Source organism: Herbaspirillum sp. C9C3 (assembly GCF_013359625.1).
GTDB lineage: Bacteria > Pseudomonadota > Gammaproteobacteria > Burkholderiales > Burkholderiaceae_D > Herbaspirillum.
Window position 1 is genome coordinate 1 of the sequence record NZ_JABFMQ010000014.1, and the last position, 14498, is coordinate 14498.

Below are 14498 nucleotides of genomic sequence, written 5' to 3' on the forward strand. Positions count from 1 at the left end.
ACCACCAGCCCTGACGCGCGCCTTGCCACCACGCCTTCTGGGGGCAACGCATCTCACAGATTGAATGTGAACAGGCCCTAGTTCTTTCGAACTAGTCGGGCCTAGTCCGCCTGCAGGGGGCAGGCACACAAGCTGGCCAATAGGCGCAGCGGCGCGGCTTGCCTACACTTTCCTACAGTCAACGCAGGTGGGATGCTCACCCACGCAACCGAGGATTCACGATGAGTCATTTTCTGGACCGATTGAAGTTCATGTCACGAGTGAAGTCGACCTTCGCCGATGGACATGGCGCGGTGGTCAACGAAGACCGCCAATGGGAAAACGCCTACCGCAGCCGCTGGCAGCATGACAAGGTGGTGCGCTCCACGCACGGGGTCAACTGCACCGGCTCCTGCTCCTGGAAGGTCTACGTCAAGAACGGCCTGATCACCTGGGAAACCCAGCAGACCGACTATCCGCGCACCCGCCCCGACCTGCCCAACCATGAACCGCGCGGCTGTCCGCGCGGCGCATCCTACAGCTGGTACGTCTATTCGGCACAACGCGTGAAATACCCGATGATCCGTGGGCGCCTGATGCAGCTGTGGCAGGAAGCGCGCCGCACCCTGGACCCGGTCGAGGCCTGGGCGGCCATCACCAGCGACGCCGCCAAGGCCGCCAGCTACAAGTCGATACGCGGCCTGGGCGGTTTCGTGCGCGCCGACTGGGATACTGCCAACGAAATCATCGCCGCCGCCAATGCCTATACCATCAAGCAATATGGTCCGGACCGGGTGATCGGCTTCTCGCCCATCCCGGCCATGTCGATGGTGTCCTATGCGGCCGGTGCGCGTTACCTCAGCCTGATCGGGGGCGTGCCGCTGTCCTTCTACGACTGGTACTGCGACCTGCCGCCGGCCAGCCCGCAGATTTGGGGCGAGCAGACCGACGTGCCGGAATCGGCCGACTGGTACAACTCCACCTACCTGATGGTATGGGGTTCCAACGTACCGCAAACCCGCACGCCCGATGCCCACTTCTATACCGAGGTGCGCTACAAGGGGACCAAGACGGTGGCGGTGTCCTCGGACTTCGGCGAGATGGTCAAGTTCGGCGACATCTGGCTGGCGCCCAAGCAAGGTACCGACGCCGCCCTGGCCATGGCCATGGGCCATGTAGTGCTCACGGAATTCCACCAGGCCGAGCCCTCGGCCTACTTCCGTTCCTACGTCAAGCAATACACCGATATGCCCATGCTGGTGCGGCTGGTACAGCGTGACGGCCACTACCTGCCGGACCACCTGCTGCGCGCTTCGCAATTGCCGGGGCAGCTCGAAGAAGCCAACAATGCCGACTGGAAGTCGCTGGCCATCGATGCAGCCACTGGAGAGATTGTCGCCCCCAACGGCTCCATCGGCTACCGCTGGGGCGAAGGCCTGGTCAATGATGGCGCCAAAGTGGGCCGCTGGAACCTGGAAAGCCGCGATGGCCATTCGGGCCGCGAGATCGATCCGCTGCTCTCGCTGGTGGCGCAGCATGATGAGGTGGTCACGGTCGCCTTCAACTATTTCGGCGGCGACGATGCCCAGCCGCTGGCACTGCGCCAGGTACCGGTGCGCCACGTGCGCCTGGCCAATGGCAGCACCGCGCTGGTGGCGACCGTGCATGACCTGATGATGGCCAACTACGGCGTCGACCAAGGCCTGGGGGGAGAGATCGCCCACAGCTATGACGACGATGTGCCCTACACCCCGGCCTGGCAGGAAAAGCACACCGGCGTCAAACGCGAACTGGTTATCCAGGTGGCGCGCGAATTTGCGCAGAATGCCCACGACACGCAAGGCAAGAGCATGGTCATCGTCGGCGCGGCGCTGAACCACTGGTACCACAACGACATGATCTATCGCGGCATCATCAACCTGCTGATGATGTGCGGCTGCATCGGCAAGTCCGGTGGCGGCTGGGCGCACTACGTCGGGCAGGAAAAGCTGCGTCCGCAATTCGGCTGGGCACCGCTGGCCTTCGCCACCGACTGGGTGCGCCCGCCGCGCCAGATGAATGGCACCAGCTTCTTCTATGCCCATACCAGCCAGTGGCGCCATGAAAAGTTGGGTATCAATGAGATCGTTGCGCCCACGACGGACCAGGACAAGCTGTCTTCCCTGAGCATGATCGACATGAACGCCCGCTCCGAACGCATGGGCTGGCTGCCCTCGGCCCCGCAACTGGAAACCAATCCGCTGGACATCTGCGACAGCGCCCGCGCGAAGGGCCAGACGCCGCAGGATTACCTCAAGGAAGCGCTCAAGTCGGGCACCGTCAACATGAGCTGCGACGACCCCGACAATCCGAAGAACTTCCCACGCAACATGTTCGTCTGGCGCTCCAACATCCTGGGCAGTTCCGGCAAGGGTCACGAGTATTTCCTCAAGTACCTGCTGGGTACCCAGAACGCCCTGTTCGACGATCCCGACGAAGCCATCAAGCCCAGCGAGGTCAAGTACCGCGCGCAAGCCGCCGAAGGCAAGCTGGACCTGCTGGTGACGCTGGACTTCCGCATGAGCACCACCTGCCTGTACGCCGACATCGTGCTGCCCACGGCCACCTGGTATGAAAAGGATGACCTGAACACCTCCGACATGCATCCCTTCATCCATCCGTTGTCCGAAGCCGTGCAGCCGCTATGGGAGAGCAAGACCGACTGGGAGATCTACAAGGGCATCGCCAAAAAGTTCAGCGAGATCGGTGGCGAGTATCTCGGCACCCGCAGCGACATCGTGCTGCAACCGCTGATGCACGATACCCCGGGTGAACTGGGCCAGCCCTTCGAGCCGAAGGACTGGAAAAAGGGCGAGTGCGACCTCATCCCCGGCAAGACCGCCCCCAACTTCGTGGTGGTGGAACGCAACTACAAGGACATCTACAAGAAGTTCACCTCGGTCGGCCCACTGCTGGACAAGCTGGGCAACGGCGGCAAGGGCATCAACTGGCAGACCGGCCATGAAGTGGGTGAACTGGCTGCCCTGAACAAGCGCGTGACCGAACCTGGCGTGAGCCAGGGCCGACCACGCCTGGACAGTGCCATCGACGCCTGCGAGATGATTCTCTCCTTCGCGCCGGAAACCAATGGCCACGTCGCCGTCAAGGCATGGGAAGCGCTGGGCAAGATCACCGGGCGCGACCACACCCACCTGGCGCAGGGGCGTGAACACGACAAGATCCGTTTCCGCGACGTGCAGGCGCAGCCGCGCAAGATCATCTCGGCGCCCACCTGGTCCGGCCTGGAATCGGAAGAAGTGAGCTACAACGCCGGCTATACCAACGTGCATGAACTGATCCCCTGGCGCACCCTCACCGGTCGCCAGCAGTTCTACCAGGATCACCGCTGGATGCTGGATTTCGGCGAAGGCCTGTGCGTCTACAAACCGGCCGTCGATACCAAGACGGTAGCGCCGATGCTCAACCGACAGCCCAATGGCGAAAAGGAAATCGTGCTCAACTTCCTCACGCCACACCAGAAGTGGGGCATCCACTCCACCTATTCGGACAACCTGCGCATGCTCACCTTGAGCCGCGGCGGGCCGCACGTGTGGATCTCCGAAGACGACGCACGTACGGCCGGCCTGGTGGACAACGACTGGGTGGAAGTCTTCAACAGCAACGGCACGCTGAGCGCGCGCGTGGTGGTGAGCCAGCGCATCCCGGGCGGCATGTGCCTGATGTATCACGCGCAGGAGAAGATCGTGAATACCCCCGGTGCGGAGTTGAGCGGCAAGCGCGGCGGCATCCACAACTCGGTCACGCGGGCGGTGCTCAAGCCCACCCACATGATCGGTGGCTATGCGCAGCTGTCGTATGGCTTCAATTACTACGGCACGGTCGGCAGCAACCGCGATGAATTCATCGTCCTGCGCAAGATGAACAAGGTGGACTGGCTGGATGGCGACAAGCAAGAAAGGACTGCATCATGAGAATTCGCGCACAAGTGGGGATGGTGCTCAACCTGGACAAGTGCATCGGTTGCCACACCTGCTCGGTGACCTGCAAGAACGTCTGGACCAGCCGCGATGGCGTGGAATACGCCTGGTTCAACAACGTCGAGACCAAGCCCGGCATCGGTTATCCAAAGGAATGGGAAAACCAGAAGAAGTGGAACGGCGGCTGGCTGCGCAACGCCAGCGGCAAGCTCGAACCGAAACAAGGTGGCCGGCTGCGCATCCTGGCCAATCTGTTCGCCAATCCCAACCTGCCGTCCATCGACGATTACTACGAGCCCTTCACCTACGACTACGACCACCTGCAAAAAGCCCCGCTGATGGCCACTCCGCCGACGGCGCGGCCGGTGTCGGTACTGACCGGCAAGAAGATGGACAAGATCACCTGGGGCCCCAACTGGGAAGACGACCTCGGTGGCGAATTCAGCGCGCGCAGCAAGGATGCGCTCTTCGAGGGCGTGCAGAAGGAAATGCACAGCACCTTCGAATCGACCTTCATGATGTACCTGCCGCGCCTGTGCGAACACTGCCTGAACCCGGCCTGCGTGGCCTCTTGCCCCTCGGGCTCGATCTACAAGCGCGAGGATGACGGCATCGTGCTGGTGGACCAGGACAAGTGCCGCGGGTGGCGTATGTGCATTTCCGGTTGCCCCTACAAGAAGATTTATTACAACTGGAGCTCCGGCAAGGCCGAGAAATGCACCTTCTGCTATCCGCGCATCGAAGCCGGCCAACCGACCGTGTGCTCGGAAACCTGCGTGGGCCGTATCCGCTACCTTGGCGTGCTGCTCTATGACGCCGACAAGATCGAAGCGGCTGCCTCGGTGGCCGATGAACAGGACCTGTACCGGGCGCAACTGGACTGCTTCCTCGATCCGCACGACCCGGCCGTGATTGACGAGGCGCGCCGCCAGGGGATTGCCGAGAGCTGGCTGGAGTCGGCCCGCAGATCGCCGGTGTACAAGATGGCGATGCAATGGAAGATCGCCTTCCCGCTGCACCCGGAATACCGCACCCTGCCGATGGTCTGGTACATACCGCCGCTGTCGCCCATCCAGAAGGCCGCCGAGGCCGGCCACATGGGCATGACCGGCATCATCCCCGATGTGAAGTCGCTGCGCATCCCGGTGCGCTACCTGGCCAACCTGCTGACCGCCGGCAAGGAAGCGCCCATCCTGAGCGCCCTCGAACGCCTGCTGGCCATGCGCGCCTACAAGCGCGCCGAGACCGTGCACGGCCAGCAAGATGACGCCGTGCTGCAGCAGGTCGGCTTGACGCCGGCCGAGGTCGAGGGCATGTACCAGACCCTGGCCATCGCCAACTATGAAGACCGCTTCGTGGTGCCGTCCTCGCACAAGGAAATGGTGGAAGACAGCTTCAACGACAAGGGCAGTTGCGGCTTCACCTTCGGCAACGGCTGCTCCGGCGGTGTCTCTGAGGGCAGCCTGTTCGGCAAGAAGCCGCAAGGCAGCGTGATCTTCGTGGACATGCCCAAGTCGCGCAAGAAGACCGCCCTCACCGAATGAACGGAGACCACACCATGCCCAACGACCTTCACCCTTGCGCCCAGGCCGTGCCGCTCTACCGCATCGTCTCGGCGCTGATGAGCTATCCGCAACCGGACCTGATCGCGGCCCTGCCCGAGATCGGCGCAGCACTGCAAGCCGAACCGGCCCACCGGAGCGTCTTGCAGCCGCTGCTGGATCATCTGGCCGGCACGCCCCTAATCGACTTGCAGGAGGCGTATGTCGATACCTTCGACCGCAGCCATGCGCTCTCGCTGCACCTGTTCGAGCACGTCCACGGCGAAAGCCGCGACCGTGGCCAGGCCATGGTCGATCTGCTGGACCAATACCGCGCCCATGGCGTGGAGCCGGCCGAGACCGAGCTGCCCGACTACGTGCCGCTGTTCCTGGAATTCCTGAGCCTGCTGGAACCGACCACGGCCGAGAACCTGCTGGGTGAAGCCATCCACGTGCTGGCCGCCATCGGCATGCGGCTACAGAAGCGGGACAGTCCCTACGCCAGCCTGTTCCTGCTGCTGACCACGCTGACCGAAGTCGAACCACGCGAACAGGATGAGCCGCCCGTGCGCGACATGGATGAAGCCATGGAAGTCTTCGGTCCCGGTGCCGATGGCGTGGAACCGCTGCTCAAGCCGGCAATCGGCGGCGTGCAGCCACTGCACTTCCATCCCCGGCCGCCGGCCCGCCAGGCCGGTCACTGAGCCCAGCCCATCCATTCGCCTGAATCGGGAGATCATCATGAATTACCTGCATCAATTCCTCTACGGGATCTATCCCTACATCGCGCTGGCCGTATTCCTGCTGGGCAGCCTGGTGCGCTTCGAGCGCGAGCAGTACACCTGGAAGAGCGACTCTTCGCAACTGCTGCACGCCGGTCGTCTGCGGCTGGGCAACATCCTGTTCCATGTGGGCGTGCTGGGGCTGTTCTTTGGTCACCTGGTGGGCTTGCTCACTCCGGTGGCGGTGTGGGATGCCATCGGCGTGACGCACAGCTTCAAGCAAGCGGTGGCCATGGGCGCCGGTGGCGTATTCGGCACGCTCTGCCTGCTGGGCTTGCTGATCCTGATCCATCGCCGCTGGACCGATGCGCGCATCGCCGCCGTCACCCGCCCATCCGACAAGCTCCTGCTGCTGTGGCTGCTGGTTACGCTGGGGCTGGGCTTGTCCACCATCGCCGAATCGGCCCAGCATCGCGATGGTCACATGATGGTGCTGCTGATGACCTGGGCCCAGCACATCATCACGCTGCGCGGCGACGCTGCCAGCTTCATCGAGGGCGCACCGCTGCTGTTCAAGCTGCACCTCTTCATGGGATTGACGCTCTTCGTGATCTTCCCCTTCACTCGACTGGTGCACGTCTGGAGCGGCTTTGCTTCGGTCACCTATCTGAGCCGCGCCTGGCAACTGGTGCGTCCGCGCTGAACGAGGAGAATCACCATGCCCGTGATCGTCAACGACTACGAACTGAGCGACGCTGAAATGGCGCAGGAACTGGCCGCCCGCGATGAGCAGGAACCGGATCTGCAAGCCGCCATGACCACGCTGGTGCTGCGCCGACTGCTGCTGGAACAGGCGCAGCAACTGGACCTGGCAGAAGCCGACGAAGACGTCCGCATCGAAGCCCTGCTGCAACACGAAGTCCATGCACCGGTGCCGGACGAGGAAGAATGTCGGCGCCACTACCAGGCCGCACCGGAACGCTTCACCGTGGGCGCACTGGCCGAGGTCAGCCATATCCTCTTCCAGGTCACGGAAGGGGTAGACCTGGAAGCGCTGCGCCTGCATGCCGAATCGGTCCTGGCCGAGCTGCTGGCGCAACCGCAGCGCTTCGCGGCACTGGCTGCCGCAAATTCCAATTGTCCTTCCGGCGCCCACGGCGGCAGCCTGGGCCAGATCACGCGCGGCACCTGCGTACCTGAATTCGAAAAGGCCGTCTTTTCCGCTCAGGCCGGCAGCATCCTGCCGCGCCTGGTGGAAAGTCGCTTCGGCCTGCACATCGTCCAGCTCGGCCGCAAGTCAGACGGCGAGGCGTTGCCCTTCGAGGCCGTGCGCGAGAACATCGCCTGGGCCCTGCAGCGCGCCAGCTTCGACCGCGCCGTGCGCCAGTACCTGCAATTGCTGGTCGGCCGCGCCCGCATCTCCGGCATCGACCTGCCGGGCGCCGGCACGCCGCTGGTGCAATGACACTGACTGGCTGAACCATCATGCCCTTCCCCTCTATACCCGCCGATCGCCCGGTCCTGCAGGACCGCTTCGGCCGCCGCATCAGCTATGTACGGCTGTCGGTCACCGATCGCTGCGACCTGCGTTGCAGCTACTGCATGCCCAAGGGATTTAACGGCTTCGAGGAGCCGGCCAACTGGCTCGGCTTCGACGAGATCAGCCGCGTCATCGCTGCCTTCGCCCGTCTGGGCGTGGGCCGCGTGCGGCTGACCGGTGGCGAGCCGCTGTTACGGCGCCACCTGCCGGTCCTGGCTGCGCAACTGTCGGCACTGCCGGGCGTGGAGGAATTGTCCTTGTCCACCAATGCCACGCAGATGCACAAGCACGCTGTGGCCTTGCGGGCGGCGGGCGTGACGCGCATCAACGTCAGCCTGGACAGCCTGGAGCGCGCCTGCGTCACCCGCATCACCGGGCGCGACAGCCTGGAAAGCGTCATGGCCGGGCTGGCTGCGGCCAAGGCGGCGGGTTTCGCGCCCATCAAGGTCAACATGGTGGTGCTGCGCGGGGTCAATGAAGATGAAATCCCGCGCATGGCCGAGTTCTGCTTCGACCAGGGGTTCATCCTGCGCCTGATCGAAGCCATGCCCATGGGCGAGACCGGCCGCCACAGCGGCACCGTCGACATCGGCCCGATCCGCGAGCAACTGGTCGCGCGCTTTGGCTTGCAGCCGCTGGCCGCCGAGCTGGGCGGCGGACCGGCGCGCTACTGGCAGCGTAGCAATGGGGGCGGGACCATCGGTTTTATCTCGCCCATCAGCCAGCATTTCTGCGCTACCTGCAACCGCGTGCGCCTGTCGGTGGATGGCACGCTTTATCTGTGCCTGGGCCAGGAGGCGAAGGTCGAGCTAGGTCCTTTACTGCGCGCCGGCATCGATGATGCGGGCCTGGAAGAGGCCATCCGCCTGGCCATCGAACTGAAGCCGGAACGCCATGAATTTCAGGAACAGCCGCGCAAGATCATCCGCTTCATGTCCCAAACGGGGGGATAACGCGCTGCAGCGACACCGCAGAACAAGCATGCGATAAGTGAAGGAAAGTTGACTTCACCCCCATGATTTTCACCCCGCGAAGGCATAGACTGCCTGCTTGCGCGCCGCCCGGAACCGTCATGCCCTCTCTCACCGCCCCACTGCTGCCCTTGCCGCCCCACAAGCGGCTGACCTTCCGCATCCTGCTGATGACCCTGGTCGGCCTGGGCCTGACCATGACGGCCATCGGCTATACCCTGCTGCTGTCCTGGCAACTGGAAGGAGGCGGCACCGTCATCAACGAAGCCGGTAGCCTGCGCATGCGCTCCTACCAGCTAGGTCTGGCGCTGGAACACCAGCAGGCGCGCAACACCGTGCTGCACGAGATCGAGCGCTTCAGCCAGATCCTGGAAGTACTGCAGACCGGGCAAGCCGGACAGCCCAGCTTCGTTCCGCCGCGCGGACCCATCCATGAGCAATTGCTGCAGGTACAAGGCCAGTGGCAGCAGCATATGCAGGTCCATGCCAGGGATGTGTTGCAGGCGGACGATCGCCAGCAACGCCAGCAGGCGCTGGCGCAGTACCTGCAGGAACTGCCCGATTTCGTAGGCGAGATCAACCTGCTGGTGGCCCTGGTGGAAGCAGACCTGACCGGCAAGACCACCTGGCTGCGGCTGTGCCAGACGGCACTGATCTTCCTGGCGCTGGCCGCCAGCATCGCCGTGCTTTACCTGCTCTACCTGTGGATCGTCGGTCCGGTGCGGCGCTTGCAGGCGGGGATTGCGCGCATGTCGCAAAACGACCTGGACGTGCGGCTGGCCATCGACAGTGAAGATGAGTTCGGTCAACTGGCGCAAGGCTTCAACCAGATGGCCGACCACGTGCAGGGAGTGCATCGCACCCTGGAAGAACGGGTCGCCGATAAAACCGCACGCTTGCGCGAGCAGAATGAAGAAGTTGGCACGCTCTATGAAATCACCGACTTCCTTTCCGGGGCACATGCCATCGAGGCGCTGTGCAGCGGGTTCCTGCGCCGCATCATGCAGCGCCTCCAGGCCGATGGCGGCACGGTGCGCATCCTCGATGAACGCGGCAACCTGTATATCGCGGTGCACGAAGGCATTTCCGAACGCATCATCGATGAAGAGCGCTGCCTCAAAGTCGGTGATTGCCTCTGTGGCACCGCGACCTCGCAGGGCATCATCCTGGTGCGCGATTTCCGCGAACTGGACCAGCAGCGCCGCTATCGCTGCCAGGAAGAAGGCGCGGTATCGCTGGGCATCTTCCAGATCCAGGTGCGCGAACAGGTCGTCGGCAGCTTCTCGCTGCATTTCTCGCGCGAACGCCAGGTCAGCGAAGAAGAACGCCGACTGCTGGAAACCCTGGGCCGGCACCTGGGCTCGGCCATCGAGAACCAGCGTCTGATTGCGCGCGAAAAGGAATTCGCGGTCTCCCACGAGCGCAACCTGATGGCGCAAGGGCTGCACGACAGCATCGCCCAGGGCCTGAACTTCCTGAACCTGCAGGTGCAGATGCTGGAAGATTCGCTGGCCCGCGAAAACCTGGGTGAAATCCGTGACATCGCGCCCCTGCTGCGCGCCGGGGTGCAGGAAAACTACGAAGACGTGCGCGAGCTGCTGCTGAACTTCCGCAGCCGTCTGCAGGGCAGCGACCTCGAATCCGAGATGCGCAAGGCGGTCGAAAAACTGCAGCGCCAGAGCGGCTTGGAGGCTCACATCGAGATCGCCGGAGACGGACCGCCGCTGGCGCCGGAACAGCAATTGCAGGTGCTGTTCATCCTGCAGGAAGCCCTCTCCAACATCCGCAAGCATGCCCAGGCCAGCCGGGCCAGGATCGAGGTCGACAATGGCAGCGACTTCTGCCTCACGGTCAGCGACGACGGCCACGGCTTCCAGCTCGACCAGGCGCGCACCAAGGGCAGCGAACACGTGGGCCTGCGCATCATGCAGGAGCGCGCCGAACGGCTGGGCGCGCATCTGGACATCGCCAGCCAGCCCGGCACCGGCACCCGCATTACCGTCAGGCTGATGCGGGAGGAACGGCTGGTCGCCTGAACGCAGTATCGAATTTTCAATGGAGCAGTCGCCGCATGAGCATCCGTATTCTCCTGGTCGATGACCATACCCTCTTTCGCAGCGGCGTGCGCCTCCTGCTGCAACGCCATCCTGAATTCGAGGTCGTGGGCGAGGCCGTCGATGGCCTCGATGGCGTCAAGCGCGCCCGTCAGCTGCGTCCCCACGTGGTCCTGATGGACCTGAACATGCCCGGCCTGTCGGGCCTGGAGGCGATGCAGTTGATCGTGGAGGATTTGCCTGAGACGGCTGTGCTGATGCTGTCGGTGTCAGAAGAAGCAGAGGACCTCAGCACGGCACTGCACAATGGCGCGGCCGGTTATCTGCTCAAGAACATCGAAGCCGATTACCTGGTGCAGGCCATCAAGCGGGCCGCCGCCGGTGAGCCGGTGATCTCGGAGGCGATGACGGCCAAGCTGGTGATGCAGTTCCGGGCCGCCAGACCGGCGGTTTCAGGCGATATGAAGGAAAAGTTGACCGCGCGCGAACGTGACACCATGCGCTGCGTCGCACGGGGCCAGAGCAACAAGGAGATCGCCCGCAGCCTGGACGTGGCCGAAAGTACAGTGAAGATTCATGTCCAAAACATCCTCAAGAAGCTCAACCTGAGCAGCCGCGTGCAGATTGCCGTGTATGCTGTGGAACACGGTCTGGACAAAACGCCCTGAGCGGCGTACCGTACCGCTCCCCCCGCGCCTGATGCGGGCGGCATTTCCGAGAGAAAACATGCAAAAGATCACCTTCCCGCTGCAAGGCCATCCCTACGTCGAGCTCAACCAATTGCTCAAACTCTGCGGCCTGTGCGACAGCGGCGGCGCCGGCAAGCAGCTGGTAGCCGATGGCCAGGTCAAGGTCGACGGCAAGCAGGAAACCCGCAAGACCTGCAAGATCACCGCCGGCCAGAAAGTCACGCTGGGCGACGTGCAGATCACGGTGCTGGCCGAATGAGCCCGCACGCCGGCGTCGACGCGCTACTGGACTTCTGGTTCGGTCCCGAGTGGGAGCAGCTCCCCGCGCATCAGGTGGCCGAACGCCAGAAGAAGCTCTGGTGGAGCAAGAACCCCGACATCGACGCCCAATGCCGCACCCGCTTCGAACCGCTGGTGCAGCAGGCAGCCGCCAACCAGCTCGACGACTGGACCGAATCCCCGCGCAGCATGCTGGCCCTGATCCTGTTGCTGGACCAGATGCCGCGCAATATCTACCGCGATACCCCCCAGGCCTTCGCCTTCGATGCGCTGGCGCGCCAGTGCAGCCACCTGGCGCTGGCCATGGGACTGGACGCCGCCTTGCCGCCGCTGGCCCGGGTCTTCGTCTACCTGCCGCTGGAACATGCCGAAGACCTGGACGACCAGGAGTATGTGGTGCAACTCATGGGCAGCCTGGCCAAGGCCGCCAGCGGCGAGGACAGGCCGAGCTTTGACGGTTATGCCGACTATGCGCGACGTCACCATGCCGTGATCAAACGTTTCGGTCGCTTCCCGCATCGCAATCGCATCCTGGGGCGTGACAGCACGCCGGAGGAAGTCGAATTCCTCAAGCAACCGGGCTCTTCCTTCTGAAGTTTTCGATGGCGGCAGACTGATTCGGGCTTTTGCTGGAGCGGCGTTTCCTTTTTCCCTAGACTCGCGGGCTTTCCCTTGCAGGATTTCCCATGCGTGGTCGCTCCCGTGGTTTTTCGATGATGGAAGTACTGGTGGCCATGCTGGTCATCGGCACTGGTGCCCTGGCCATCGCCATGCTGCAACTGCATGCGCTGCGCAGCAGCCGCGACAGCAGCCTGCATGCGCGCGCCACGCTGATGGCGCAAGAACTGGCCGAACTGCGCGCGGCCTTGCCGGCTGGCACCGCCCCATCCGATGCGCTACTGTTTTCGCTCACCACCGGCAAACCGCTCAGCGCCCCTGCCGATTGCGAACAGGCCGCCTGCAGCCCGACTGATTTCGCCCTGGCCAGCCTGGCCGACTGGAGTGGCAGGCTGGTACGCGACTTCCCCCATGTCCGTGTCACGGTCTGCCGTGACGGCCAGCGCGCAGCGCCGGAAGACTGGCGCTGCGACGCACTGGAGCACAGTCCGGTGGTCCTGAAAATGGCCTGGCGCCGCCTCGCTACGGGCAGTCCTGCTGCCGGTGGCACGACACCGCTGTTGAGCCTGACCCTGGGACATTGACGATGCTGTCCCGTCTGTCCCTCCCGATCCGAATGCGGCGCCTGCAGGAAGCCGGGCTGACGCTGGTCGAACTGATGATCGCGCTGGCCGTCGGCCTGCTGGTGGTGCTGGTTGCCGGCACCCTGCTGCAGCAGGCGCGCACAGCCTATCAGGAGATGGATGACGCCGGACGCGTCGAGGAGACTGGCCGGGTGGCCCTGGATCACCTGCAGCAGGTGTTGCGCCAGGCTGGCCACCTGCCTGTGGAGAGTCTCCCCGAGGGCGCGCCGCCGGCCCTGCTGGCCGGCCTGCGCGGCCTGGATGACAGCCGCCAGGCCGATGCACTCGATCCGGCCGCAGGACGCTTCGGCAGCAGTACCGGCGATGGCGTCAACCGCAGCGACCTGCTGATGCTGGGCTTCTTCGGCGCCCCGCGCGGCAGCCATGCCCAGCTCAGCCATTGCAGCGGCGCGCCGGCCCCGGTGAAGCCGCTTGAAGAAGCCGCACGCCACTGGGTCATCTATTTCATCGCCCCCGGCACCGGCGATGAACCCGAGCTGCGCTGCCGCTACCAGGGCAAGAACGGTGCCTGGACCTCCGATGCCATCGCCCGTGGCGTGGAAGCCATGCAGTTGCGCTACGCCATCGACAGCGACGACGATGGACGTCCCGACCGCTGGCTGGACGCCTCATCCATGCCTGCCGATGCCTGGAACCGCGTGGTGCTGGTGCGTATCGCGCTGCTGGTGCGCGGTCTGCAGCGACGCCCTGCGCCGCAGGATAGCGAGGCGCGCGCTTACGACCTCTTCCTCCCCGCGCGCCGCTCCGATCCCGCCTGGCGCGTCATCGAATCGGGCCAGGAACAGCGGCGCCGTGCGGTGTTCCAGGGCACCGTGATGTTGCGCAACCTGGTGATTGCGGAGCTCCGCCAATGAAGATTGCGACGCGTCCCGACCATCAGCACGGTGCCACCCTGATGATCACGCTCATGCTGCTGAGCGTGATCATGCTGCTGGGTGTGGCCACCACCTCGCTGCTCCTGCTGGAGGAACGCGGCGCGCGCAATCATCGCGAACATGCCCAGGCCAGACTGGCGGCCCAGGCGGCGCTGGAGGATGCCTGCGATGACCTGCGCTACCACCGCCACATCGATCCCGAGGAGTTTGGCGCGGCGCGCGCCTGCCGCACCGATGCCGCCGGCGCCGGCCTGTGCGTCGGCCAGCCCGAACATGCCGGCTGGGAGCCGGCCCAGCTGCACGGCGCCCGGGCAATCTCGGCTACCTACGGGCAATTCACCGGACGCCAGTTCCGCGCCCTGCCCGGCGTACCGATACCGCGCTATCTGATCGAACGGCTGGCACCGGTGGACCACAAGACTGCGGGCCGGCTTGCACAGGAACAGGCGTCCACCCCGCTCTATCGTCTCAGTGCCGTCGGCTATGGCCGGCATGGCGCCATCCTGGCCCTGCAGGCACTGGTGCGTTTGCCAGCCCGTCCGGCCAGCGCTCCTGCCAGTTGTCCGCTGCGGGCCTGGCGTCCTCTCTATCTGACTTTTACGGAATGAA

General features: G+C 64.2%; 13 protein-coding genes. All 13 read left to right on the forward strand.

The window, feature by feature from the left end; all coding sequences use genetic code 11:
* Window positions 1-221: 221 nt before the first annotated feature.
* The gene (locus HNO82_RS13990; RefSeq protein ID WP_175344137.1) at window positions 222-3950 is read left to right on the forward strand and encodes a nitrate reductase subunit alpha; all 3729 of its coding nucleotides are present in this window, start codon (window positions 222-224) and stop codon (window positions 3948-3950) included.
* Window positions 3947-5500 (forward strand): nitrate reductase subunit beta, encoded by a 1554-nt coding sequence (gene narH, locus HNO82_RS13995; RefSeq protein ID WP_175344138.1) that lies wholly within the window; start codon window positions 3947-3949, stop codon window positions 5498-5500. Before HNO82_RS13990 ends, narH begins: the two co-directional genes overlap by 4 nt.
* Window positions 5501-5514: 14 nt before the next feature.
* Window positions 5515-6201, forward strand: coding sequence for a nitrate reductase molybdenum cofactor assembly chaperone (gene narJ, locus HNO82_RS14000; protein ID WP_175344139.1), 687 nt, complete (start codon window positions 5515-5517; stop codon window positions 6199-6201).
* A 37-nt stretch (window positions 6202-6238) separates the two neighbouring features.
* A complete protein-coding gene (gene narI / locus HNO82_RS14005) occupies window positions 6239-6922 on the forward strand; it encodes a respiratory nitrate reductase subunit gamma (protein WP_175344140.1) in 684 nt (227 codons plus the stop codon).
* Window positions 6923-6937: 15 nt separating this feature from the next.
* On the forward strand, window positions 6938-7684 hold the full coding sequence (locus HNO82_RS14010) for a peptidylprolyl isomerase (protein ID WP_175344141.1): 747 nt from the start codon (window positions 6938-6940) through the stop codon (window positions 7682-7684).
* A gap of 20 nt (window positions 7685-7704) precedes the next feature.
* The gene (gene moaA, locus HNO82_RS14015) at window positions 7705-8712 is read left to right on the forward strand and encodes a GTP 3',8-cyclase MoaA (protein ID WP_175344142.1); all 1008 of its coding nucleotides are present in this window, start codon (window positions 7705-7707) and stop codon (window positions 8710-8712) included.
* 119 nt (window positions 8713-8831) lie between these two features.
* On the forward strand, window positions 8832-10766 hold the full coding sequence (locus HNO82_RS14020; RefSeq protein WP_175344143.1) for a type IV pili methyl-accepting chemotaxis transducer N-terminal domain-containing protein: 1935 nt from the start codon (window positions 8832-8834) through the stop codon (window positions 10764-10766).
* A gap of 35 nt (window positions 10767-10801) precedes the next feature.
* On the forward strand, window positions 10802-11452 hold the full coding sequence (locus HNO82_RS14025; RefSeq protein ID WP_175344144.1) for a response regulator: 651 nt from the start codon (window positions 10802-10804) through the stop codon (window positions 11450-11452).
* A 58-nt stretch (window positions 11453-11510) separates the two neighbouring features.
* Window positions 11511-11732, forward strand: coding sequence for an RNA-binding S4 domain-containing protein (locus HNO82_RS14030; protein WP_008331468.1), 222 nt, complete (start codon window positions 11511-11513; stop codon window positions 11730-11732).
* The gene (locus HNO82_RS14035; RefSeq protein ID WP_008331470.1) at window positions 11729-12346 is read left to right on the forward strand and encodes a DUF924 family protein; all 618 of its coding nucleotides are present in this window, start codon (window positions 11729-11731) and stop codon (window positions 12344-12346) included. The genes HNO82_RS14030 and HNO82_RS14035 overlap by 4 nt, the downstream gene beginning before the upstream one ends.
* Before the next feature lie 92 nt (window positions 12347-12438).
* Window positions 12439-12954: a type IV pilus modification protein PilV gene (gene pilV, locus HNO82_RS14040; protein ID WP_175344145.1), complete on the forward strand. Its 516-nt coding sequence runs from the start codon at window positions 12439-12441 to the stop codon at window positions 12952-12954.
* 2 nt (window positions 12955-12956) lie between these two features.
* Window positions 12957-13868: a PilW family protein gene (locus HNO82_RS14045; protein ID WP_249777010.1), complete on the forward strand. Its 912-nt coding sequence runs from the start codon at window positions 12957-12959 to the stop codon at window positions 13866-13868.
* A complete protein-coding gene (locus tag HNO82_RS14050) occupies window positions 13865-14497 on the forward strand; it encodes a pilus assembly PilX family protein (RefSeq protein ID WP_175344146.1) in 633 nt (210 codons plus the stop codon). Before HNO82_RS14045 ends, HNO82_RS14050 begins: the two co-directional genes overlap by 4 nt.
* The last annotated feature ends 1 nt before the right edge of the window (window position 14498 follow it).

What these genes read in the sequence shown, in the direction of transcription:
- HNO82_RS13990 (WP_175344137.1), top strand. Translation starts at nt 222, where the DNA reads ATGAGTCATTTTCTGGACCGATTGAAGTTCATGTCACGAGTGAAGTCG.
- narH (WP_175344138.1), top strand. Translation starts at nt 3,947, where the DNA reads ATGAGAATTCGCGCACAAGTGGGGATGGTGCTCAACCTGGACAAGTGC.
- narJ (WP_175344139.1), top strand. Translation starts at nt 5,515, where the DNA reads ATGCCCAACGACCTTCACCCTTGCGCCCAGGCCGTGCCGCTCTACCGC.
- narI (WP_175344140.1), top strand. Translation starts at nt 6,239, where the DNA reads ATGAATTACCTGCATCAATTCCTCTACGGGATCTATCCCTACATCGCG.
- HNO82_RS14010 (WP_175344141.1), top strand. Translation starts at nt 6,938, where the DNA reads ATGCCCGTGATCGTCAACGACTACGAACTGAGCGACGCTGAAATGGCG.
- moaA (WP_175344142.1), top strand. Translation starts at nt 7,705, where the DNA reads ATGCCCTTCCCCTCTATACCCGCCGATCGCCCGGTCCTGCAGGACCGC.
- HNO82_RS14020 (WP_175344143.1), top strand. Translation starts at nt 8,832, where the DNA reads ATGCCCTCTCTCACCGCCCCACTGCTGCCCTTGCCGCCCCACAAGCGG.
- HNO82_RS14025 (WP_175344144.1), top strand. Translation starts at nt 10,802, where the DNA reads ATGAGCATCCGTATTCTCCTGGTCGATGACCATACCCTCTTTCGCAGC.
- HNO82_RS14030 (WP_008331468.1), top strand. Translation starts at nt 11,511, where the DNA reads ATGCAAAAGATCACCTTCCCGCTGCAAGGCCATCCCTACGTCGAGCTC.
- HNO82_RS14035 (WP_008331470.1), top strand. Translation starts at nt 11,729, where the DNA reads ATGAGCCCGCACGCCGGCGTCGACGCGCTACTGGACTTCTGGTTCGGT.
- pilV (WP_175344145.1), top strand. Translation starts at nt 12,439, where the DNA reads ATGCGTGGTCGCTCCCGTGGTTTTTCGATGATGGAAGTACTGGTGGCC.
- HNO82_RS14045 (WP_249777010.1), top strand. Translation starts at nt 12,957, where the DNA reads ATGCTGTCCCGTCTGTCCCTCCCGATCCGAATGCGGCGCCTGCAGGAA.
- HNO82_RS14050 (WP_175344146.1), top strand. Translation starts at nt 13,865, where the DNA reads ATGAAGATTGCGACGCGTCCCGACCATCAGCACGGTGCCACCCTGATG.